Raw genomic sequence first — 21291 nt, 5'->3', positions numbered from 1 at the left:
GCGGCTATTGCTCCTGCTTGTCGGTACTGCCTTGTTCCTGTTTCATCTGCGTCAGCAAACGCCAGGCAAAAAAGCCCAGCACGCCCACGCCCAGCAGCAGTGCGCCCCACAGCGCGGCCAGGCGCCACGTTGTCCCGTCCTTGGTGACGCGTGCGGGCGCAGCCACGCTCCCGTTGGGTTTGAGCGGACCGGCGCTGGCCGTCTTGAGCGCCAGCAATTCGTCCGCCCTGAAGCCGGGCGCCACTTGCGCCAGCGGTTGCGCCACGGCGGCGGCGTTGCGGTTGCCGAACGCCAGCTGATAGGGCGGCTTGCCGCTGGCCAGGAAGACCACGGTGGCCGGTGTCCAGCCCAGGCGCATGGCGGGCGCGTCGCTGGCGGAGAGCGCGAGATCCGTGGCCGTCAGCAGCACCCATTCGCCCGTTTGTGTGACGGGCATGGTCAGGTCGCCCGAGACCCTCTCCTTGCCATCGAGGCCGATGCGGTAAAACGTTGTGCTCAGCAGGGGATCGAAATAGGCGCCTTGCGCGGGACGCGCCTGGTGGCGCAGGTGTAGCCGGTGCCGGGGAACATAGCTGCTTTGGCGATACACGCCCAGGGTCACGGGCAGCACCACATTGTTGTGCGTCAATTGCAGGGCGATGCTGTCGGCGGGGATGGCGAGGGGAGTGGCGTAGCGCCATTCATTCGCCCGTTTGCCGGGCAAGCCTTGCAGCACGATGGAGGCGCGCGGTGGGGCGATGTCCGTTTCGCTGACGGCTTGCGCCGTAATCGCCGCAAAGGCCAGCGGCTCGCCCGCTTGCCAACTCAGGCGCGCATAGCGAAACGCGCGCGGCGCAAAGGCGATGCTGTCGTTGGCCAGGGTCTGCGTGTCGCTGTTGCTGAGCCAATTCAGGGTGGTGGTGCCGATGGCGTCCCATTGTTTCAGGTCATCGCTCACTTCCAGCAGCACTTGCGCACTGTAATTGTCCGTGCGGGCCGGCGGCGTGAAGCGCAAGGCGGCGATGCGCTTGTCTTGCGTTTGCTTGCCCAGGTCGAGGATCAGCGCTTGCAGCGCCGCCGTGGCCGCTGCCGTGCCGGCGCGCGTGCTGACCGACAGCAAGCGGCCATCGTCGGCCGTGCGGATATCGATGCCTTGCATGCCATCGCCAGTTGCCGGCGCGCCCGTCACGGGGAAAATGCGGGCGGGAATGCTGGTGCGCTGCGTGGCCGATTGCGCGGGTGGTGCGCCGATGGCGTAGGCCAGGCGCTTGCCGTCGGCGTCGAACAGGCGCAGGTCGGCCAGGCTGGCCGAGCTGGCGTGCAGGTAAACGTCCCTGGGCAATGTTAGCTGCACGATGCCGGCGCCGGCCGGTGACTGGATGGGCATGCTCCAGGCATAGTCCTGCGGCCGGTCCTGGCCAGGTGCGGCCAGCGCGGCGCCTGCCACCAGCAGGCCGCAGCAGATCAATGAGGCTTTCATGCGGCTCCTTGTTGCGGTTCGGCTGGCGCTGGCGCAGCAGCCTTGGGGAAGGGGGCCAGGTAGCCGATCAAGACCATCAGCAAACCGACACCGACGAAGGAGACGATGCGTTCGATGCCGCCCACGTTCGACAGGTCGATCAGGAACAGTTTCAAGACGACCAGGCCCAGCAGCACGGCGCCCAGGCTCCATTGCTGGCGCCGCTGCTGGCGCGCCGCGTGGCGCATCAGCAGCAGGGCCGTGATGCTCCACACCAGCGACAGCATCGCTTGCACGAACTGCGAGGCCAGCATGGCGTCAAAGGTATACGGCACGCCCAGGTAATGCGACACGGTGCGCAGCAGCATCAGGTTGAACCAGGCATACAGCAAGCACACGGCCACGACAGGTAGGCGCGTTTGCCACACGGCGGGCAGCGGGATCTGGCCGGCCGGGAATAAACGGTAGCTGGCAATGGCCAGCAGGACGGCAAAGCCCGTACTCAGGTCCAGCGGATTGAGCAGCGGCAAATAGGGCAGGGGTGCCATGGCGCCGTTGTCGAAAATGTTCCATGCGGCGATCAGCAGCAGCGACCATGCCGCCGCCAGCGGTATCAGATAACGCTGGTACCAGTCTGCAATCGGCGCCACCGGCCAGGCGTTCGCGCGGCAGCGGCGGATCAGCAGGGCCAGTACCAGCATCATGGCCCAGGCCGGCAAGTAACGGGCCCAGGCAGGGCTGACGCTGTCTTCATGCTGTGCCAGCCAGGCGCTGACCTGGATGGCGCCCACGGGCCACAGCATCAACCAGGGCGCGGCCGTGCGCAGCGTATGCAACAGGCGCAGGGCACGCACGTCGAGTTGCCAGCCCGCTTGCGGCCAGGCCCGCAGCAGGTATTCGCCGGCCGCCAGGGCGCTGGCCAGGGCCAGCCAGCTCAAGCCGGTCGGCAGGTAATCGCGCAGGTACAAGGCCAGCAGCATGTGGGCGCTCCACAGGCCCAGGCCAAGCCAGGTGGCCACGCTGAGCCAGCGCAGTTGCTGCCAGTCGAGGCGCCGCGCCAGGATGGCGAACACGGGCGTCGTGACGCAGACGGCGATCAGGTACAGCGCCAGCCAGTGTTCGCCCGCGTGCGGTTGCAGCCCCAGGTCGCCGTCGATCAGGCGCAGCAGCCAGCTGGTGAAGGGCACGAGGATGGCGGCAAACCACAGCAAGCCGCTCCACACCAGCAGGGGGCGCGCCACCAGGGCCAGCAGCTCGTCGCCGCCGCGCGCGCGCAGCGCAAGGAAACGCGCGCTGGCAAACGCTGCGGTGCCCAGCAGCAGGGCGCTGAGGAAGGAACCGCCGAACAGGCTGGCCGGATGTTGGTCCCAGGCCCAGCTGGCGCGGCTGAGCATGACCATGCCGGCCAGCACCTGCACGGCCAGCAGCAGCGCGCGCGGCGCATGCCATTGTTCGCGCCGCGCCAGCGCCGCCAGCAGGGCTGCCACTGCCAGCGCGCTGACGGTCAGCAGGTTCAATTGCGTGGCGGCATCCGTGCGCAGCAGGATTTCGGTCCAGATGCCGCCCAGCAGCCAGACCGTGGCGGCCGTCAGGAACAGCACGGACAGGCTGCGCATGAACTCCGGGTGCAAGTGGCTGCCGTGGCGGCGGAAATTGTAGGCCATCACCAGCGCGGCGGCGGCCAGCAGCGCGCAGCCGAGCCAGATGTTGGCGTCCAGGGCCGCTGCCGTATTGAGTTCCTGCATGGCGCCGAGGAAGGCCAGCCAGGCGGCCCCCTGCACCAGCAAGCCGAAGGCCCAGGCCAGCGTCTGGCGCTGGCGCAAGCCGACCCAGACGATGCCCGCGCCTTCCAGCGCCCAGGCGGCGGAGGTCCAGCGGCCATCTAATGCGAACGGAATGGCCAGGGTGCCGAAGACGATGCCCAGCGCAAGGAAGGCTTCGGCCAGCAGTTTGAAACCGTTCCTGCGCCACAGGGCCACGGCCAGTCCCGTGTAGGTCAAGCCGGCGAGCAGCGCGGAAAACGCCAGGCCGAAGTCAAAGTGCCGCACCAGGCCGTATTGCAGGCCCATGGCCGCCAGCGGCGTGCCGAAGACGAGGGTGCCATCCACGTAATGCTTGAGGCGCGGCGCCTGGCGCGCGCAGTAGGCAATCGCGATGCCGATATAGAACAGCACGAACAGGATCAAAAACAGTTGCGTCGACAGGTAGTGTTCGGGCGTGTAGCGCAGCAGGCCCCAGGTGGTGGCGACGACAAAGGTAAAGCCAAAGCTCAGCACATTCAGGACCCGCCAGGCGCGTTTCAGGGCGATGGCGAAGACGCCTGCATTGAGCAGCGCGTAATAGCTGAACAGGCCGATATGGTTGCCGCTGCCCGTCGACACGAGCAGGGGCACGGCAAAGCCGCCGACGATGCCGAAGACGGCCAGCCAGACGGCGTTTTGCAGCACGGCCAGCAAACACGTGAATGCCGTCAGCACGAACAGCACGGCAAACGCCAGGCCGGCCGGGATCAGTTCATACAGGCGGAAGGCGCCAAACGTCACCAGCATCAATATCGCCAGCGCCGTGCCCTGCAGCGGCAGGCTGATGCCGGGACGGCTGAGGCGGATGCGCCAGGCCCAGGCCAGCAGGGCGATGTCAGCCAGCACGATGCCGGCCAGGCGCAGCTCGATGGGCAGCGTGACCTGCGCCGACACGTATTTGAGCAGGAAGCTGACGCCGAGGAAGAGGATCAGCAAGCCCAGCTTGGCAACCAGGTTGCCGGTAAACAGCCAGTTCTTGGCCTTGGCAACGAGGCCGTCCGGGTGCGCGATCCAGGACGGGGTGTTGGGGACGGCGGGAGCGGGCCTGGCCGGAACCGGCGGGGCTGGCTTCGGCGGCACGGGTGCAGCTGGTGCGGCCGGCGCGACCTTCGCCACCTCGGCCACCTTGATCGCTGCCGCTTGCGGCACGGGGGCGGGCGTCGGCAAAGGCGCCGGCGCTGCCACGGGCGCCACTCTAGCGGGCGCGGCGGGTGCGATGGGCACGGCGGACGTGCCGGCCGGCGCTTCGGCCTGGCCTTCCAGCGCTCGCAGGCGCTGCTGGATGGCGTCGACTTCCTTGCGCAAGCGCGCCGTCAGCAATTCCAGATCCGCTACTTTCCGGCGGTGCTGCAGCACCAGCACGAAGGCGGTGACCAGCAAGGCCAGGATGGTCAATGATGTCATTCCAAACATGGAGGCAGCTTTCCGGGAGGGGCGGGCAGGGGCGCCAGCGGTATGCGCACATTACCTTATTATCAAGAAACAAGCGATTTCTGTTGTATCAGAGTAAGAGCCAGGCAGCGCGTGGGCGGCAAGGCGAGCATGACGCGCAGGCTGTTTTCTGTATTGATGCCGAGCAAGAGGACGACATTCAGATTGTCGTGCGCAAGATAGTGCTGTATTTTAGCAATTCCTTAATTGCCAGTTCCCCATGCCATGAGTCAAAGCAGCCAGTTTTCCTTATTGTCGCAGCGCCGTTTCGGGCCCTTCTTCTGGACCCAGTTCTTCGGCGCCTTCAACGACAATCTGTTCAAGACGGCCTTGATGGTGATCCTCGCCTACGATGCGCTGAGCTGGACCACGCTCGACCCGTCCACCATCACCAACCTGATTCCCGGCCTGTTCATCCTGCCCTACGTCGTGTTTTCAGCCACGGCGGGCCAGCTGGCCGACAAGTTTGAAAAGGCGGGCCTGGCCCGTTTCGTGAAATGGATGGAACTGGCCATCATGGCCGTGGCCGCCGCCGGCTGGATGACGCATACGCTGTGGCTGCTGGTGGCGGCCGTGGTCGGCATGGGCGTGCATTCGACCCTGTTCGGCCCCGTCAAGTATGCGTACCTGCCGCAGCAGCTGAAACCCGAAGAGTTGGTCGGCGGCAATGGCCTGATCGAGATGGGCACCTTTGTCGGCATCTTGTTGGGTGAAATCCTCGGTGCTGTCTTGATCGTGCACAAGCCGCTGGGCGTGGAACTGGTGGCTGGCGCGACCATCGCCGTGGCCATTTTCGGCCTGCTCGCCAGCTACCGCGTGCCGCGCACGCCGGCGCCCGAGCCTGATTTGAAGGTGAGTTTGAATTTTGTGGCCGAATCGTTCCGCAACCTGAATTTTTCGCGCAAGAACCGTCCCGTCTTCCTGGCCATGCTGGGCAACTCCTGGTTCTGGTTCTACGGCGCCCTGATCCTGGCGCAGTTCCCCGTGTACTCGAAGGATTTCCTGCATGGCGACCATAGCGTGTTCGTGCTGCTGCTGACCGTGTTTTCCGTCGGTATCGGCACGGGGTCCTTGCTGTGCGAAAGGTTGTCCGGTCACAAGATCGAAATCGGCCTGGTACCGTTCGGCTCCATCGGCCTGTCGCTGTTCGGCATCGACCTGTATTTCGCCAGCAATGCGTATGCGAATACGCAAGTGGTCGACGCGCTGGCCTTCGTCAGCCAGGCGGGCGTGCCGCGCATTTTGCTCGACATCGTCATGATCGGCGTGTTCGGCGGCTTTTTCATCGTGCCCCTGTTCGCCCTGATCCAGACGCGCTGCGACCCGAAACACATTTCGCGCACGATCGCCGGCATGAATATCCTGAACGCGCTGTTCATGGTGGCGGCCGCGGGCGTGGCCATCGTGCTGCTGGGGCAAGGCTTTACGATCCCGCAGTTGTTTCTCGTTACGGCCATTTTGAATGCGCTGGTGGCCGCCTACATCTTCTCGCTGGTGCCGGAATTCCTCATGCGCTTCCTGGCGTGGATCTTGATCCAGACCGTGCACAGGGTCAAAGTCGTCGATGGCGAGCGCATCCCGGCGGAAGGGGCGGCCGTATTGGTGTGCAACCACGTCAGCTATGTGGATGCCATCGTCATCATGGCGGCCAGCCCCCGCCCCATCCGTTTCGTCATGGACCACCGCATCTTCAAGATGCCGCTGATGGGCTGGATTTTCCGCACGGCCAAGGCGATTCCCATCGCGCCGGCCAAGGAAGATCCTTTCCTGATGGAAAAGGCTTTCATTGACATCGCGCAAGCGCTGCACGAAGGCGAACTCGTCTGCATCTTCCCCGAAGGCAAGTTGACGCGCACAGGCCAGATCAGCGAATTCAAGGGCGGCATCGCGAAGATCGTCGAGCGCAGCAAGGTGCCCGTGATTCCACTGGCGCTGCGCGGCTTGTGGGGGCATCTGTTGAGCCATCGCAATGGCCATTTGTTCGAGCGCGCCTTCAAGGCGGGCTTGCGCTCGCGCCTGTCGCTGGCCGTGGGCATGCCCGTGGCGCCCGAGGCCGCCACGCCGGAACTGTTGCAGCAAAAGGTGCAGGAATTGCGCGGCAAGTGGAAGTAAGCGCTAGGTTGCCCGCGTAGTGTCCCCCGCCCGCCGCGCCAGGTGCTGTTCCAGCAGGGCTGCGATGGCGGCGAAATCCACCGGTTTCGTCAGATGATGGTCGAAACCGGCTTGTTCCGTGCGTGAGCGCGCCTCGCCCCAGCCCGTCAGGGCGATCAGCAGCACCTCGCGCCCGTGCGCACGCTGGCGTATCTGGCGCGCCGCTTCATAACCATCCATGTCCGGCATGCCCAGATCCATCACGACCAGTTGCGGCCACGTCATCTCGATGGCCGCCAGGGCTTGCGCACCGCCATACGCGACCCTGGCGGCATAGCCCTCGAGCTGGAACAGACTTTGCAGGGAGTCTGCCGCATCGAGGTTGTCGTCGACCACCAGCACTTGTACAGGCGGGACCGCGCCGGTGGGGGACTCTTGGGCGGCCGCCGCCGGCATGACGGCAGGGGCGTCGCCGGTGCTGGCCGGCAAGGTGACGATGAAGCGGCTGCCGCGACCGGGGCCATCGCTGCAGGCTTCGATGCTGCCGCCATGCATCTCGGCAAACTGGCGCGCCAGGCTGAGGCCGATGCCCAGGCCGCTGGCCATCTGACCGGCTACCGTGCGCCCCTGTTCAAACATGGAAAAGATGCGCGGGATGGCGTCCGGCTCGATGCCGATACCATTGTCTTCGACCGTCACCTGCAACTGGCCCTGCGCCAGGCATGCCGTGAGGTGGATGTGGCCGCCGTCGGGCGTGAACTTCACGGCATTCGACACGATATTGGCGAAGATCTGCACCACCCTGGCATAGTCGGCGTGCAAGGTCACGGCATGCGGCGGCAATGCCTGCGTGATGCTGATGTGCCGGCTGTCGGCAGCGGGCTGGCACAGTTCGATTACATGCTCGAGCACTTGCTGCAATTTAATATTCTCGCGCTGCAGCAGTACCTTGCCGCTGGTGATGCGCGCCACGTTGAGCAAGTCATCCACCAGCCGCGTCAGGTGCGTCACCTGGCGGTCGATCACGCCACTCACTTTGCTGACCTGCTCGGATGCCGGATACAGGTGCTTGAGCAGGGCCACCGAGGTCTTGATGGGCGCCAGCGGATTGCGCAGTTCATGCCCGAGGCTGGCAAGGAATTCATCCTTGCGTCGCTGCGTCTCGCGCACCTGGTACTGGCGCCGACGCGCGCGCAGCATGGCGTGGGCCGAGGTGATCAGGGTCAATATGTGTACGGGGCGTTCCAGTAGGGTCAGGTTGCCCAGGGTGGCAACGGCTTGCCGCAAAGGCAGGGAATCGAGTCCCGCGTGCGTCAGCAAAATGATGGGCAAATCGGACCAGTCCGGTTGCTGGCGGGCGTAGGCGTCGAGCACGGCGTACACGCCTGCATGCAAGGCCTCGTCCACCGTCAGCACGCCGCCGGCGCCCAGCGCCAGTTGCTCGGCCAGTTCGCCGGCGGAACGGCAGGCGTGGCTGGCGATGGCCTCGCCGGCGAGCACCCTGGTGGTCAGGGCAGCGTCCTGGCCGCCAGGCGCATAGATCAGGATACGCTGCTCCATGGCAACTCCTAGGGGAAGGGCGTGCCGCCGATGGTGGGCAAGCCCGACAGGATGCCGTGAAAGCCGGCCAGGGCCGGGCCGATGCGGATGCCCTGCGGGCTGATCTCGAAGCGGCGGATGCTGCGCTCGTGCGCGCTGCCGCGCTTCTTGAAGACGGAAATGGCTTGCCGCACCTCGCCTTCCGTTTCGTAGTAGCGCAGCATGATGACGCTGTCGGCCAGATAGCTGGCGTCGGCCGCCGTCGTCATCGAGGTGCCCAGCATGTTTTGCTGCACGCCGACGAGCAGGGTGGCCACGCCGCGTTGGCTCAGGTAATTGAGCAGTTCGTGCAGGTAGGTGCTCTGGAAGCGTTCATTGGGCACGGCATGCATGTAGCCGTTCAGGCTATCGATGACGATGACCTGGGCGCCCCGTTCTGCCGCGTCGACCACGGCCTGGGCGAATTCTCCCGGTGTCAGCTCGGCCGGATCGATTTGCTGTGCGCTCAGCAGGCCGGAGTCGAGTGCCGCCTGCAGGTGCATGCCAACGTTGCCGGCCCGGTTCAGGAGCTTGCTGCGCGCCTCCTCGAACAGGAACATGGCGCACGGTTCGCCGCGCGTTGTGGCCGCATGCACGAATTGCGCCGCCAGGGTGGACTTGCCGCTGCCGGCTGGGCCGGAAATGAGCGTGCTCATGCCTTCTTCCAGGCCGCCGCCTATCATGGTATCGAGTTCGGGCACGCCGCTCGACAGGCGCCGATGGTCGCCATCGCGTCGCGTGTCGGCCGCCACCAGGCGCGGATAGACGATCAGGCCGTCATGGGCGATCTTGTAGTCGTGCGTGCCGCTGCGAAACGGCACGCCCCGGTATTTCACCACCCGCACGCGGCGCCGGTCATTGCCATAGTCCTGGTTTTGCAGTTCCAGCGAGATCACGCAATGGGCCACGCTACGCACTTGCAAGCCGTCGTCCAGCGCGGAACGGTCATCGATCAGCAGGGTGGTGCAGTGCCGGCTGGCCAGGTATTGTTTCAACGCCACGACCTGGCGCCGGTAGCGCAAGGGGTTTTCCGCTAGCAATTGCAGTTCGGACAGCGAATCGAGCACCAGGCGGGCAGGGCGGTGCTTTTCGATGGCGGCGAGGATGCGCTGGTTGGTCGAGGCCAGTTCGATTTCCGACGGGTGGAAGATGGTGTACTGGCGTTCGGGGTCGAGGATGTCGTCGCTGGGCGCCACCTCTTCGATGGCGATGCCGGCCAGGTTCCAGCCATGCGACAGGGCCGCGCCGCGCAGCTCGATCTCGGATTCCGCCAGGGCGATATACAGCACGGGCACGCCGCTGCGCGCGCCCTCGGCCAGAAATTGCAGCGCCAAGGTGGTCTTGCCCGTGCCGGGAACGCCTTCGACCAGATACAGGCGCTCGGCCAGCAAGCCGCCCGTGAGTATGGCGTCGAGGCCGGCGACGCCCGTCGACAGCAGTGGCGGCGTGTCCGGGCCGCTCGGGCCATCTTGCTGCCTGGTATTTCGCGCCTGTGCTGTCATCGTTGCGCCCCCGCTTTGCCACGCTGTGGCCACTATACTAGCGCGTCCGCCGCGCCATGTCTTTTCGATACCATTGGTAAATATTTATGGTGGCGAGGTGTGTGTGCGCAGGCAGTGTTGCGCGCGCGATCACGGCTTCAGCAAAAAACGCATTACCCTGCTACAGTAATCATTCAATCCAACTTTCCCGCTTTGCCGTTTTGCCGCCGCCCGCCCGCTTCCTGCTCGACCTGGCTGGCGTGCCGACGCTGTTGCTGTCCTCATTTCATTGCCTCATTGATAATTTAATTCGCTTGATAGTTACTATGTTTCAATTGTAACGATGCTTGACGATTTTAGAATGATCGTTCATTCTTTGATCTGCGTTAATAAATTTAGTCATTTCTAACGACACTAGCCAGCTTCTTTTTCAGAAAGTCCAAGATGCAACCAACATTTTCCTTGACGTCGCCGCGTACGAGCGGCGCTATTGCCGTTCTGTGCGCCACTGTAATCATGGCCGGCTGCAGTAAAAAACAGGAAGCACCTCACGCGCAGCAAGCGCCACAGGTGGTCGTGTTTACTGTTAATCCGGCCGCGTTGCCGATGAGCGCCGAATTGCCCGGCCGTACGAATGCCTACCAGGTCGCCGATGTGCGCCCGCAGGTCGGTGGCTTGATCCAGAAGCGCCTGTTCATCGAAGGCAGCGATGTGAAAGCGGGCACGGCCCTGTATCAGATCGATCCTGCCACCTACCAGGCAGCCTACAATTCGGCCAAGGCCGCGTTGTCGAAAGCCAAGGCCAACCTGCTGACGGCCGGTCCGAAAGCATCGCGCTACAAGGAATTGGTTGCCATCGAAGGCGTGAGCCGCCAGGAATACGATGATGCCGTCGCGGCGTTCGAGCAAGCCAAGGCAGATGTCGAGTCCGCCACTGCGGCGCTGGAAACGGCAAATATCAACCTCAAGTACAGCACCGTGACGGCGCCGATCAGCGGCCGCACCAGCCGCTCGACCGTGACGGCCGGCGCGCTGGTCACGGCGGGCCAGGCCGATGCCCTGACTACGGTGCAGCAACTCGATCCGATCTATGTCGACGTGACCCAGTCGAGCACGGATTTGCTGCGCCTGAAACGCCAGATGGCCGACGGCTCGCTGAAAAAAGTCGGCGAAGGCCAGGCCAAGGTCGACCTGATCCTGCCGGATGGCAGCAAGTACAGCGAACCGGGCAAGCTGCAATTCGCGGGCGTGACGGTCGATCCGACCACCGGCAACGTAATCTTGCGCGCGCTGTTCCCGAACCCGAAAGGCGAATTGCTGCCAGGCATGTACGTACGTGCCCAGCTGGAAACGGGCGTCGATGAAAAAGCCATCACCGTGCCGCAAGTGGGCGTGACGCGCAACCAGAAGGGCCAGGCAACGGCCTTGATCCTGAACAAGGAAAACAAGGTCGAGCAACGCGTGCTGACCACCAGCGGCACCGTCGGCACCAACTGGCTGGTAACGTCCGGCCTGGCCGCAGGCGACCGCGTGATCGTGGAAGGCTTGCAAAAAGTCAAGCCAGGCGCGCCAGCCGTTGCCGTACCGGCCAAGGCTGCTGACGCGCCTGCCGCTGCCGCCTCTGCCGCCGCGTCGGCTGCCAGCGCCCACTAATTCAGGAGAATATTAATGGCCCGTTTTTTCATTGACCGCCCGATTTTTGCCTGGGTGGTCGCGATCGTCATCATGCTTGCCGGCGTGATTTCGATCCTCAGCCTGCCGATCGCGCAGTACCCGAGCATTGCTCCGCCGTCGATTTCGATCAGCGGCTCCTACCCTGGCGCCTCCGCCAAGACCGTGGAAGACGCTGTCACCCAGGTCATCGAACAAAAGATGAAGGGTATCGACGGCTTGCGCTACATGGCTTCGTCGAGCGATGCCACTGGCGGCATCAGCATCACGCTGACGTTTACCAGCGGCACCAACCCTGACATTGCCCAGGTGCAAGTACAGAACAAGCTGCAGCTGGCCACGCCACTGCTGCCGACGGCTGTTACGCAACAGGGTCTCGTCGTGTCGAAAGCGACGAAGAACTTCCTGATGGTGTTCGGCTTCATTTCCGAAAACGGCAAGATGGACCAGACCGACTTGAGCGACTATGTGGCCGCCAACGTCGTCGATCCGCTGAGCCGCGTGCCTGGCGTGGGTGACGTGACCCTGTTCGGTTCGCAGTACGCCATGCGCATCTGGCTCAATCCGGCCAAGCTGCAAAGTTTTAACCTGACCCCGGCGGACGTGATCACGGCCGTGCAGGCGCAGAATGCGGAAGTGTCGGCCGGTGAGCTGGGCGGCACGCCGTCCATCAAGGGCCAGCAGCTGAACGCGACCGTGTCGGCGCAAAGCCGTTTGCAAACGGTGGAGCAGTTCGGTGCCATCTTGCTGAAAACCACGACCAACGGCGCCATGGTGTACCTGAAGGATGTGGCCACCATGGAACTGGGCCGCGAGAACTACAACACCGTGGCCCGCTACAACGGCCATGCGGCAACCGGCGTGGCGATCAAGCTGGCGACGGGCGCCAACGCGCTCGATACGGCCAACGCGGCGAAAGCCATGCTGGGCAACCTGAGCAAGCAATTCCCTGAAGGCATGAGCTACCAGGTGGCGTTCGACACGACCCCGTTCGTGAAACTGTCCATCGAAGAAGTGGTCAAAACCCTGGTCGAAGCCGTCATCCTGGTATTCCTGGTGATGTATTTGTTCCTGCAGAACTTCCGCGCCACCCTGATCCCGACCATGGCCGTGCCGGTCGTGCTGCTGGGTACCTTCGGTATCCTGAACGCTTTCGGCTATTCGATCAATACGCTTACCATGTTCGCCATGGTGCTGGCCATCGGTCTGCTGGTCGACGATGCGATCGTGGTGGTGGAAAACGTCGAGCGCGTGATGAGCGAAGAGGGCTTGTCGCCGCTGGAAGCGACGCGCAAGTCCATGACGCAGATCACGGGCGCGCTGGTCGGTATCGCCATGGTGCTGTCGGCCGTGTTCGTGCCGATGGCCTTCTTTGGCGGTTCGACGGGCGTGATTTACCGCCAGTTCTCGATCACGATCGTCTCGTCGATGGTGCTGTCCGTCATCGTCGCGCTGGTGTTTACGCCAGCGCTGTGCGCCACTCTGCTCAAACCGGTCGAAAAAGGCCATCACGCGACGAACAAGGGTTTCTTCGGCTGGTTCAACCGCAGCTTCGACAGCAGCAGCAACAAATACCAGGGCCTGGTAGGCAGCATGATCCGCCACCGCGCCCGTTCGATGCTGTTGTACGTGCTGTTGCTGGCCGGCCTGGTGTTCGTCTTCATGCGCCTGCCGACCTCCTTCCTGCCGGAAGAAGACCAGGGCATCCTGTTTACGCAGATTCAATTGCCGACGGGAGCCACGCAAGAGCGCACCTTGAAAGTGATCGAGCAGGTCGAAGACCACTTCATGAACAGCGAGAAAGACAACGTCGCTTCCGTGTTTGCCGTCGCCGGCTTCAGCTTCGGCGGTAACGGCCAGAATACGGGTATCGCCTTCGTGCGCCTGAAAGATTGGTCGCTGCGCAAGGATGTGGCGCAAAAAGCGCCGGCCGTGGCCGGTCGCGCCATGGGTAAGTTGTTGCAGATCAAGGATGCGATGGTATTTACGTTTGCACCGCCTGCCGTGCTGGAACTGGGTAACGCCACCGGTTTCGACATGCAGCTGCAGGATATCGGCGGTGTCGGCCATGACGCCTTGATGGCGGCGCGTAACCAGTTGCTGGGCATGGCGTCGCAGAATCCGGCCATGGTCGGCGTGCGCCCGAACGGCCAGGAAGATACGCCGCAGTACAAGATCGACATCGACCAGCAGAAGGCAACGGCGCTGGGCTTACAGATCTCGGAAATCAACCGCGTGCTGAGCGTCGGCTGGGGTAGTTCGTATGTGAACGACTTCCTCGACCGTGGCCGCGTGAAGAAAGTGTTCATTCAGGGTGACGCCAGTTCGCGCATGCTGCCGGAAGACTTGAACAAGTGGTTCGTGCGCAATACCGCTGGCCAGATGGTGCCGTTCTCGGCCTTCGCCACCGGCAAGTGGATTTACGCGTCGCCACGCCTGGAACGCTACAACGGTTTGCCGTCGGTAGAGATACTGGGTACGCCGGCGCCGGGCCAAAGCACGGGCGCCGCCATGAATGCGATGGAAGAAATGGTCGCCAAGTTGCCGCCTGGCATCGGCTTCAGCTGGACCGGCGTGTCGCTGGAAGAGCGTGAATCCGGTTCGCAGACGCCGCAGCTGTATGCGCTGTCGCTGCTGATCGTGTTCCTGTGCCTGGCCGCGCTGTATGAAAGCTGGTCGATTCCGTTCTCCGTGCTGCTGGTAGTACCGCTGGGCGTGATCGGCGCCGTGCTCGGTACGTGGATGTTCGGCTTGTCGAACGACGTGTACTTCCAGGTGGGCTTGCTCACGGTGGTGGGCCTGTCGGCGAAGAATGCGATTCTGATTGTTGAATTCGCCAAGGAAATGCAGGAGTCGGGCATGTCGCTGCTGGACGCGACCTTGCATGCGGTGCGTCTGCGTCTGCGTCCGATTCTGATGACCTCGATTGCCTTCGGCCTGGGCGTGTTGCCACTGGCGATCTCCAGCGGCGCCGGTTCCGGCAGCCAGAACGCCATCGGTATCGGCGTGCTGGGCGGTATGTTGACGGCCACGTTCCTCGGTATCTTCTTCGTGCCGGTGTTCTTCGTGCTGGTGCGCGGCTTCTTCTCGAAGTCGGACGCGCCCGCCATGCCGGCGACGCCTGGCTCGCCAGCCGTCACGCTTTCTAAGGATGCGCATTAATATGAAAAAAACGCTACTCTCCATGGCGGCACTGGCCTTGCTGGCCGGTTGCAGCCTGGCTCCCACGTATGAGCGTCCGGCAGCGCCGGCGCCCACGGCGTGGCCGACCGGTCCTTCCTACAAGGCCGACACGGCCGCCGCCGACGCCAAGCCGGTGGCGGACGTCGCCTGGCGCGAGTTCTTTGCCGATGCGCGTTTGCGCCAGGTACTGGAACTGGCGCTGGCCAACAACCGCGACCTGCGCGTCTCGATCCTGAACATCGAGAAGGCGCGCGCCACGTACGGCATCGAACGCGCCGCGCTGATCCCGACCCTGTCGGCGTCCGGCGGCCAGACGGCCAGCCGCGTGCCGAAGAACGCCAGCGCCAACGGCGAAGCGTCCATCAACCGCCAGTACACGGCGAACCTGGGCGTGTCGGCGTACGAGCTGGACTTCTTTGGCCGCGTGCGCAGCCTGTCCGACAGCGCGCTGGAACAATACCTGGGCACGGAAGAAGCACGCCGTGCACAGCAGATCAGCCTGGTGGCCGAAGTGGCCAGTACCTATCTGAACCTGGTGGCGGACCAGCAGCGCCTGCGCGTGGCGCAGGATACCTTGAAGAGCCAGCAGTCGTCGTATGACCTGGCCGTGCGCCGCTTCAGTGCCGGTGCGACTTCCGGCCTGGACAAGTACGATGCCCAGACCAGCGTGGAATCGGCCCGTTCCGACGTGGCCGTCTACACGAGCCAGGTTGCGCTGGATCAAAACGCGCTGGTGCTGCTGGTGGGCGGCCCCGTGCCGGCCGACCTGCTGCCGCCAGCCGAGTTCGGCGCCGTGACGGCCCTGGCGGACATTCCGTCCGGCGTGCCGTCGGACGTGCTGCAACGCCGTCCCGACGTGCTGGCGGCGGAGCGCACCTTGCGCGCGGCCAACGCCAACATCGGCGCGGCGCGCGCGGCCTTCTTCCCGCGCATTTCGCTGACGGCCACAGCCGGCTCGCTGAGCGACAACCTGTCGGGCCTGTTCAAGGCGGGCAGCGGCACGTGGAGTTTCATTCCGCAGATCAGCTTGCCGATCTTCGATGGCGGCGTGAACCGCGCCAACCTCGATATCGCCAAGGTGCAGCGTGAAATCTCCGTGGCGCAATACGAAAAGGCGATCCAGGTCGCCTTCCGTGAAGTGTCCGATGCGCTGGCCCAGCGCGGCACCATCGACGAGCGCCTGCAATCGCAGGTCTCGCTGGTCGAGGCGTCGACGAAGAGCTACACCATCCACGACGCGCGCTACAAGCAGGGCGCCGAGTCCTACCTGAACGCCCTGGTGGCCCAGCGCGCGCTGTACACGGCGCAGCAAAGCCTGATCACGGCGCGTCTGGCCAAATCGACCAACCTGGTGACCTTGTACAAGGTGCTGGGCGGCGGTTGGCAACCTGAGCAGACAGCCGTCGCGGCGGCTGGCGGCGTCCAATAATCACGGGGACGCCGACGCCGGCCTTGCCCGCAAGGGCAGGGCCGGCGCGCTACTGGAAAATCATGAACCAAGTTGAAAAGAAGCATCCGGATCCCGAGCGCGCCAACACGCGGCGCAAGCAGGTGCTCGATGCGGCCGAAAGCTGTTTCAGCCGACGCGGCTTTCACGGCGCCAGCATGGCCGAGATATCGAAAGCGGCCGGCATGAGCGCGGGCCATATCTATAATTATTTTGACAGCAAGGATGCGATCATCGCCGCCTTCGTCATGCAGAATACGGAGCGGGTGTCGAACCTGATGCAGGACCTGGCGCAGCGCGAAGACCCGCTGCAGGCCGTGATCGACAATGCGGGCGAGCATGTGCTCGAAGCGCTGGACCCGAAAACGTGGATGATGCCGCTGGAAATTTTTGCCGAAGCATCGCGCAATCCGGTGATCGCCGAAATGCTGCAATGCTCGGACCAGCGCTCGCGCCAGCTGTTTCTCTCCATCATCCGCGATGCGCGCATCAAGCGCGGCTTGCCGGCCGATGAAGAGATGCTGGAAGGCCGCCTGAATGCCCTGGTCGCCATTTACCAGGGCTTGCCCGTGCGCTTCATTCACAATCCGGACGTGAAAGTCGAGCCGCTGATCGCGGGCTTCCGCATCGTCCTGACGGCGCTGCTGCTGAACGAATAGGCCGCTTGCCAGGGCCATGCAAAAAAGTTTGCGCAGATCGATATGAATCATGCGCAAAGCATGGCAAAAATCTAAAAGCCTCTGCTATAATTCCCACCTCGTCGGGGCGTAGCGCAGCCTGGTAGCGTACATGCATGGGGTGCATGGGGTCGGAAGTTCGAATCTTCCCGTCCCGACCATAAGAATCAAAGACTTAGCAGTTTTTGTGCTGCTGAGATAAGAAGCTGTGTACACAGATGTGTACACAGCTTTTTTTGTGACTATTGTGTTCATGAGGATATCTTGTTCTTTTGCGCGCCGAATTGACCCACTCTGTTTGACCCTCCCTCCATTGCCTGGCGAACGCCGCCACTCGGTCGTAAGACCCCTTGAACCCCAATTCCGTTAGGTCCTCGTGAAGCTGTTTTAGGCTGCGCCGTTGCTTGCGTGATTTGGCCGCCTCGGTCTTGAGCCAGCCTGCGAGGTGAAAAGCGTATGGGTCGATGGCGCTGGCCGATTGGCGCTCCGCATAGGCGGGCTCGGTTGTCTCCGAGCGCAGATAGCGCCGGACGGTGTTGCGCGAAATGCCGAGGCGCTTCGCGATTTCCCTCAATGAGACTTGGTCGCGAAGATGCCAGCGCCTAATAATTCCTAGTAATGCCACGTCAATCACTCCGATCCCCTACTCATTCAGATAAGTAGGATTGTGTGCTAAACGTGGGTCAGTTTTCGGTGCAAATCAACAGAGTAGCACTTCGACTGTCAAAGCTGGCCTCGTTATTCTAGTCCTGGCTCTGCACATATATTTTCCAGGTATGCCGCTTCAATTGCGAGCTAACACGGCCTAGTCAACGGCGCCGTCCCAGTGAGCCGCTTGTATTTGATGCGGTGGCTCCATGCGTATCCATGTTGCGCTGCTCCCCCCATCTGGGTTCATGCATATGTCCTTCTAAATCGCCAAGCCCGGGCAGCAACTCTATCGGCGGCGTTCATCCCGCCAGCGCCGGTTTCCTCCGCGATTTGTAGGCGTTCGTCGCATGGGAGAAGATACGGGCGTCCGTGCCGCTAGAATGGGGGCGAGCTAAACACAAGGAATTTGATGAGTTCTCCCCCATTTTTGCCATTCAACGCGCCTCCCGTATCGGAAGTCAAGCACGACCGCCACCTTGTGCGCCGCTACTTGCTACAGTCGGCGCTGCGCTTAAACGCCGGTTCACTCTTGTTCATGTCGCTGGCGATCGCGCTGCTGCCGCTCTGGCTGAACCACACCCCGGCCGCGCCCGGAGAAATGGAGACCCGCAAGCTGACTCCGTACATTGTCAGCGGCGTTGTAGCGGCGGTGATGGTCTGGCTCGCGCTGATGTCTAATGGGATCGCACGCGGCTTTCTAGCGCGGCTGGGCGAAGAGGGCAAGGCGCTGAGTGTCGAGGCGATGGCTTCCTTGGTTACGCGTCACATCCATGCGCCGTTCAATCCCTACACCACCTTTGACCTGTGCACCGAGTCCCTATCAGGGCTGGCGCTCGGCACGGCACTTGGCTACTCCGGTCCGCCTGCGTTTTTTCACGACCCTTTCAAGGGCCGGATCGTGCTGGGTCGCTGGCGCCCGTTGGCGCTGGGGCGCCATGTCGAGGTGAGAATATCGTCCGATTTGGGCCCCAGTTGCGACATTGAGCTGCGCTGCCGACCTGGCCTGGCTTGGTTCGCGATCCAGCAGGGTGAGTCGCTAAAGACTGCCGAGATGGTATCTACCCAACTGCACCAGCACCTCGCGCGCCATGCAAGCGCGCTAAATGCGGCTCGGCGTGAGCGCGAGCTGGAACGCACCTCTCTGCAGGCGCGCCTTTCAGCCTTGCAGGCCCAGGTAGAGCCGCACTTCCTGTTCAATACCCTGGCAAATCTAAAGTATCTGATCCGCACCGACCAGCGGGCCGCGCAAGAGATGCTTGACCATCTGGTCGGCTACCTGCAAAACGCGATGCCCGATATGCGCTCGGTGTCCTCGACCCTGGGACGAGAAATGGATCTTGTTAGCGACTACCTAGCGGTGATGCGCATCCGCATGGGCACGCGCCTGCGCTACGCTGTCGAAGTGGCCGAGGAATTGCGCAGCCTGCCATTCCCGCCGGCGATGCTGATCTCGCTTGTGGAGAACGCCGTCAAACACGGTTTGGAGCGGGCCAGCCGACCGGGCCTGATTACCATCAGCGTAAGGCAAGAAAGCGACAGCACGGACGGGCTGCTGAGCGTGTCTGTTGTCGACGACGGGGTCGGCTTGACCGAACAATCCGGGCAAGGAACGGGATTGGCGAATATTACAGAGCGCTTGCTGCTGCTATATGGACGGAAGGCTAGCCTTTTTGTGGAGCCGGGCGACGGACAAGGCGTATGTGCAGTGTTGACGGTGCCTATTGTCGGGAGCCACGCCTGATGCCAAGCGCTCTGATCGTCGAAGACGAGCCTCTGTTAAGGGCGGAGCTGGTGGACCAGCTGTACGCCTTGTGGCCCGAACTGCAAATCGCCGGCCAGGTCGAAAACGGCATCGACGCGGTGGCAAGCATCGACGTACTGAAACCGGACATCGTATTCCTGGACATACAGATGCCCGGCCTGAACGGCATGGAGGTGGCGCGCCATATTCCTGAGTCGTGCCAGGTAGTGTTCGTTACAGCGTATGCGGACTATGCCTTGGCCGCTTTCGATACCGGCGCGTCCGACTATCTGGTCAAGCCAGTGACGACCTCACGCCTGCTGCAGACGATCCGTCGTTTGAAGTCGCGCACGGCCGCAAGCCCGCCGCCGGCCGTGTGGGAACAGCTCTTTGAACAGGAGAGCGCACCGGTGTACCTCAAGTGGATCAAGGCCTCAAGCGGCAATTCGGTGCGGCTGGTGATGGTGAGCGAAGTGCTGTACTTCCAGTCGAACGAAAAGTACACGCGGGTGGTGACGGACAACGGCGATTCGCTGATTCGCTTGCCTCTCAAGTCCCTGCTCGATCAACTGGACCCGCAGTTGTTCACGCAAATCCACCGCAGTGCCGTCGTCAATCTGCAGGCCATTGACCGGATTGAACGCATTGAATCCGGGGTGCGCAGCGGCCCTTGGCTGGAGGTCATCCTGAAAGGCCGGACCGAGCGCCTGACCGTTAGTGAGGGATTTACCAAGCAGTTCCGCCAGATGTAGCAGGGATGTTAAAGCCTCCCTGCCGATTGGCCGCCTTCGTGACGACGGCGGATTTGTTGGTTCAGTTCGAAGTGAATCATTTAATCATATTAAAAAAGGAAAATAATGATAAATAAATGGATAGTCTCCCTGGCTTTGTTATTGCTGACCGTGACAGGGGCAATCGCAGCCCCCCCGGTGGCGCCGACAGTGGAGGTCAATCGGGCAGTCCGGTTGGAGGTCATCGATACGCTGATTGCCAAGCTCAATGCCCACTACGTTTTTCCAGACAAAGCCAAACAAGTCGAGCTTGTCTTGCGCCAGCATCAGCGCGAGGGCAAATACGATAGGGTCACGGACGGTCAACAACTCGCCAAACAGCTATTCGATGACATTGATGGCGTTATCCACGACAAGCATATGTTCATCGATGTCAGTGCCCACCCGGTGCCGCCCGATGATGCAATGCCGCCGCCACCACAGACGCGGGCGGAATGGGAAAAACAAGTGCCGCCTGCCGTGCTTGAAAGGGTTCTTGCATCAAAATTTGGCGTGGAAAAGGTCGATCATCTTAGTCCCAATATCGGCTACCTGGAGATTTCCTCATTCGGACCGGTTTTCCTCGTATCCGACAAGTTCGCCGCAGCGATGAATAAACTCGCTAACACCGATGGCCTCATCATCGATCTGCGCAACAACGGCGGTGGAGGGGAAGACTCAGTGGCGCTACTGATCAGTTATCTTGTTGACGGGCGCACCCGCCTCAACGACATCTGGGAACGTGCGACCGGTATCACCACACAGTATTGGACGCAGGATAAGCTCGACGGCAAACGCTATGGGGGCAAGAAGCCGGTCCTCATCTTGACAGGCCCCGATACGAAGTCCGCCGCCGAATCATTTGCGTACCAAATGCAGGCGCTGAAACGCGCCAAGGTGATCGGGGAACGCACTTGGGGCGGCGCCAACGCTTCGCGCCCATATCGTCTCAGCGAGCATTTTGCTATCTTTATCCCAAGCAAGCGCCCGATCAGCTCAATTACCCGTACAAACTGGGAGGGCACGGGAGTCACTCCGGATGTAGCTACAAAGGTGAACGATGCTCTCGCGGAGGCTAAAGTTCTGATGCAGCGACAATTTCATGGGGGCGCACCACGTACTACCAAGGATCACTAAAAACTATGGTCGATATGCCGGGTGCGAAGTTCATATTTGTCACGATGAGGTAGAAAACAGCCCAGTGCAGTCTTTGGGTGGCGAGATTCTTCACTTCGACGGCAAGAGTTTCACCCGGTTTGAGTTGCCGGAGACAAAGGCAGATAAACACGGCTAGAACGGGATTCAGATGTCAGGCTCAGTATTGATTGAT

12 protein-coding genes, 1 tRNA gene and 1 pseudogene are annotated in these 21291 nt (G+C 62.5%); 9 read left to right on the top strand and 5 right to left on the bottom strand.

The features are described 5' to 3' along the window. Positions 1-4: 4 nt before the first annotated feature. Entirely contained in the window at positions 5-1459 is a 1455-nt protein-coding gene (locus tag AC3IQ7_RS22465; protein WP_489207368.1) for a DUF3999 family protein, read from the bottom strand. Then, complete coding sequence (locus tag AC3IQ7_RS22460) at positions 1456-4644, bottom strand: DUF2339 domain-containing protein (protein WP_489207367.1); 3189 nt, start codon at positions 4642-4644, stop codon at positions 1456-1458. The genes AC3IQ7_RS22465 and AC3IQ7_RS22460 overlap by 4 nt, the downstream gene beginning before the upstream one ends. A 252-nt stretch (positions 4645-4896) precedes the next feature. Between AC3IQ7_RS22460 and AC3IQ7_RS22455 the strand changes: the two genes are divergently transcribed. Beyond that, positions 4897-6783 carry an MFS transporter gene (locus AC3IQ7_RS22455; RefSeq protein WP_099380377.1) on the top strand — a complete coding sequence of 629 codons (1887 nt, stop codon included), beginning with the start codon at positions 4897-4899 and terminating at the stop codon, positions 6781-6783. 3 nt (positions 6784-6786) lie between these two features. Here AC3IQ7_RS22455 and AC3IQ7_RS22450 read toward each other — a convergent pair whose 3' ends face one another. Further along, entirely contained in the window at positions 6787-8322 is a 1536-nt protein-coding gene (locus AC3IQ7_RS22450; RefSeq protein ID WP_489207366.1) for a hybrid sensor histidine kinase/response regulator, read from the bottom strand. 8 nt (positions 8323-8330) lie between these two features. After that, positions 8331-9842, bottom strand: a complete 1512-nt coding sequence (locus tag AC3IQ7_RS22445) for an ATPase domain-containing protein (RefSeq protein WP_489207365.1) — start codon at positions 9840-9842, stop codon at positions 8331-8333. A gap of 423 nt (positions 9843-10265) precedes the next feature. Here AC3IQ7_RS22445 and AC3IQ7_RS22440 point away from each other — a divergent pair, with 423 nt between their 5' ends. The 5 genes from AC3IQ7_RS22440 to AC3IQ7_RS22420 all read left to right on the top strand — a co-directional run bounded on the left by AC3IQ7_RS22440 (position 10266) and on the right by AC3IQ7_RS22420 (position 16960). After that, complete coding sequence (locus AC3IQ7_RS22440; protein WP_489207364.1) at positions 10266-11474, top strand: efflux RND transporter periplasmic adaptor subunit; 1209 nt, start codon at positions 10266-10268, stop codon at positions 11472-11474. 15 nt (positions 11475-11489) lie between these two features. Beyond that, a complete protein-coding gene (locus AC3IQ7_RS22435) occupies positions 11490-14654 on the top strand; it encodes an efflux RND transporter permease subunit (RefSeq protein WP_489207363.1) in 3165 nt (1054 codons plus the stop codon). 1 nt (position 14655) lies between these two features. Continuing rightward, entirely contained in the window at positions 14656-16104 is a 1449-nt protein-coding gene (adeC, locus tag AC3IQ7_RS22430) for an AdeC/AdeK/OprM family multidrug efflux complex outer membrane factor (protein ID WP_489207362.1), read from the top strand. Positions 16105-16166: 62 nt separating this feature from the next. Continuing rightward, on the top strand, positions 16167-16781 hold the full coding sequence (locus AC3IQ7_RS22425) for a TetR/AcrR family transcriptional regulator (RefSeq protein ID WP_322428506.1): 615 nt from the start codon (positions 16167-16169) through the stop codon (positions 16779-16781). A gap of 102 nt (positions 16782-16883) precedes the next feature. Beyond that, a tRNA-Pro gene (locus AC3IQ7_RS22420) sits at positions 16884-16960 on the top strand. A gap of 143 nt (positions 16961-17103) precedes the next feature. Here AC3IQ7_RS22420 and AC3IQ7_RS22415 read toward each other — a convergent pair. Beyond that, positions 17104-17433, bottom strand: a pseudogene (locus tag AC3IQ7_RS22415) (helix-turn-helix domain-containing protein); the annotation flags it as partial. A 426-nt stretch (positions 17434-17859) separates the two neighbouring features. On the opposite strand from AC3IQ7_RS22415, the gene AC3IQ7_RS22410 reads away from it, so the two are divergent. The 3 genes from AC3IQ7_RS22410 to AC3IQ7_RS22400 all read left to right on the top strand — a co-directional run bounded on the left by AC3IQ7_RS22410 (position 17860) and on the right by AC3IQ7_RS22400 (position 21098). Beyond that, entirely contained in the window at positions 17860-19191 is a 1332-nt protein-coding gene (locus AC3IQ7_RS22410; RefSeq protein WP_489207361.1) for a sensor histidine kinase, read from the top strand. Then, a complete protein-coding gene (locus tag AC3IQ7_RS22405; RefSeq protein WP_489207360.1) occupies positions 19191-19943 on the top strand; it encodes a LytR/AlgR family response regulator transcription factor in 753 nt (250 codons plus the stop codon). The genes AC3IQ7_RS22410 and AC3IQ7_RS22405 overlap by 1 nt, the downstream gene beginning before the upstream one ends. A gap of 105 nt (positions 19944-20048) precedes the next feature. Beyond that, positions 20049-21098 carry a S41 family peptidase gene (locus AC3IQ7_RS22400; RefSeq protein ID WP_489207359.1) on the top strand — a complete coding sequence of 350 codons (1050 nt, stop codon included), beginning with the start codon at positions 20049-20051 and terminating at the stop codon, positions 21096-21098. The last annotated feature ends 193 nt before the right edge of the window (positions 21099-21291 follow it).

It is taken from the genome of Janthinobacterium sp. GL_088, assembly GCF_057837845.1.
This window is presented reverse-complemented; position numbering and strand designations above follow the sequence as displayed.

Coding starts and splice junctions, on each gene's coding strand:
- AC3IQ7_RS22435 (WP_489207363.1), top strand. CDS start 11,490: ATGGCCCGTTTTTTCATTGACCGCCCGATTTTTGCCTGGGTGGTCGCG.
- AC3IQ7_RS22410 (WP_489207361.1), top strand. CDS start 17,860: ATGAGTTCTCCCCCATTTTTGCCATTCAACGCGCCTCCCGTATCGGAA.
- adeC (WP_489207362.1), top strand. CDS start 14,656: ATGAAAAAAACGCTACTCTCCATGGCGGCACTGGCCTTGCTGGCCGGT.
- AC3IQ7_RS22460 (WP_489207367.1), bottom strand. CDS start 4,644: ATGACATCATTGACCATCCTGGCCTTGCTGGTCACCGCCTTCGTGCTG.
- AC3IQ7_RS22455 (WP_099380377.1), top strand. CDS start 4,897: ATGAGTCAAAGCAGCCAGTTTTCCTTATTGTCGCAGCGCCGTTTCGGG.
- AC3IQ7_RS22405 (WP_489207360.1), top strand. CDS start 19,191: ATGCCAAGCGCTCTGATCGTCGAAGACGAGCCTCTGTTAAGGGCGGAG.
- AC3IQ7_RS22450 (WP_489207366.1), bottom strand. CDS start 8,322: ATGGAGCAGCGTATCCTGATCTATGCGCCTGGCGGCCAGGACGCTGCC.
- AC3IQ7_RS22465 (WP_489207368.1), bottom strand. CDS start 1,459: ATGAAAGCCTCATTGATCTGCTGCGGCCTGCTGGTGGCAGGCGCCGCG.
- AC3IQ7_RS22445 (WP_489207365.1), bottom strand. CDS start 9,842: ATGACAGCACAGGCGCGAAATACCAGGCAGCAAGATGGCCCGAGCGGC.
- AC3IQ7_RS22440 (WP_489207364.1), top strand. CDS start 10,266: ATGCAACCAACATTTTCCTTGACGTCGCCGCGTACGAGCGGCGCTATT.
- AC3IQ7_RS22425 (WP_322428506.1), top strand. CDS start 16,167: ATGAACCAAGTTGAAAAGAAGCATCCGGATCCCGAGCGCGCCAACACG.
- AC3IQ7_RS22400 (WP_489207359.1), top strand. CDS start 20,049: ATGATAAATAAATGGATAGTCTCCCTGGCTTTGTTATTGCTGACCGTG.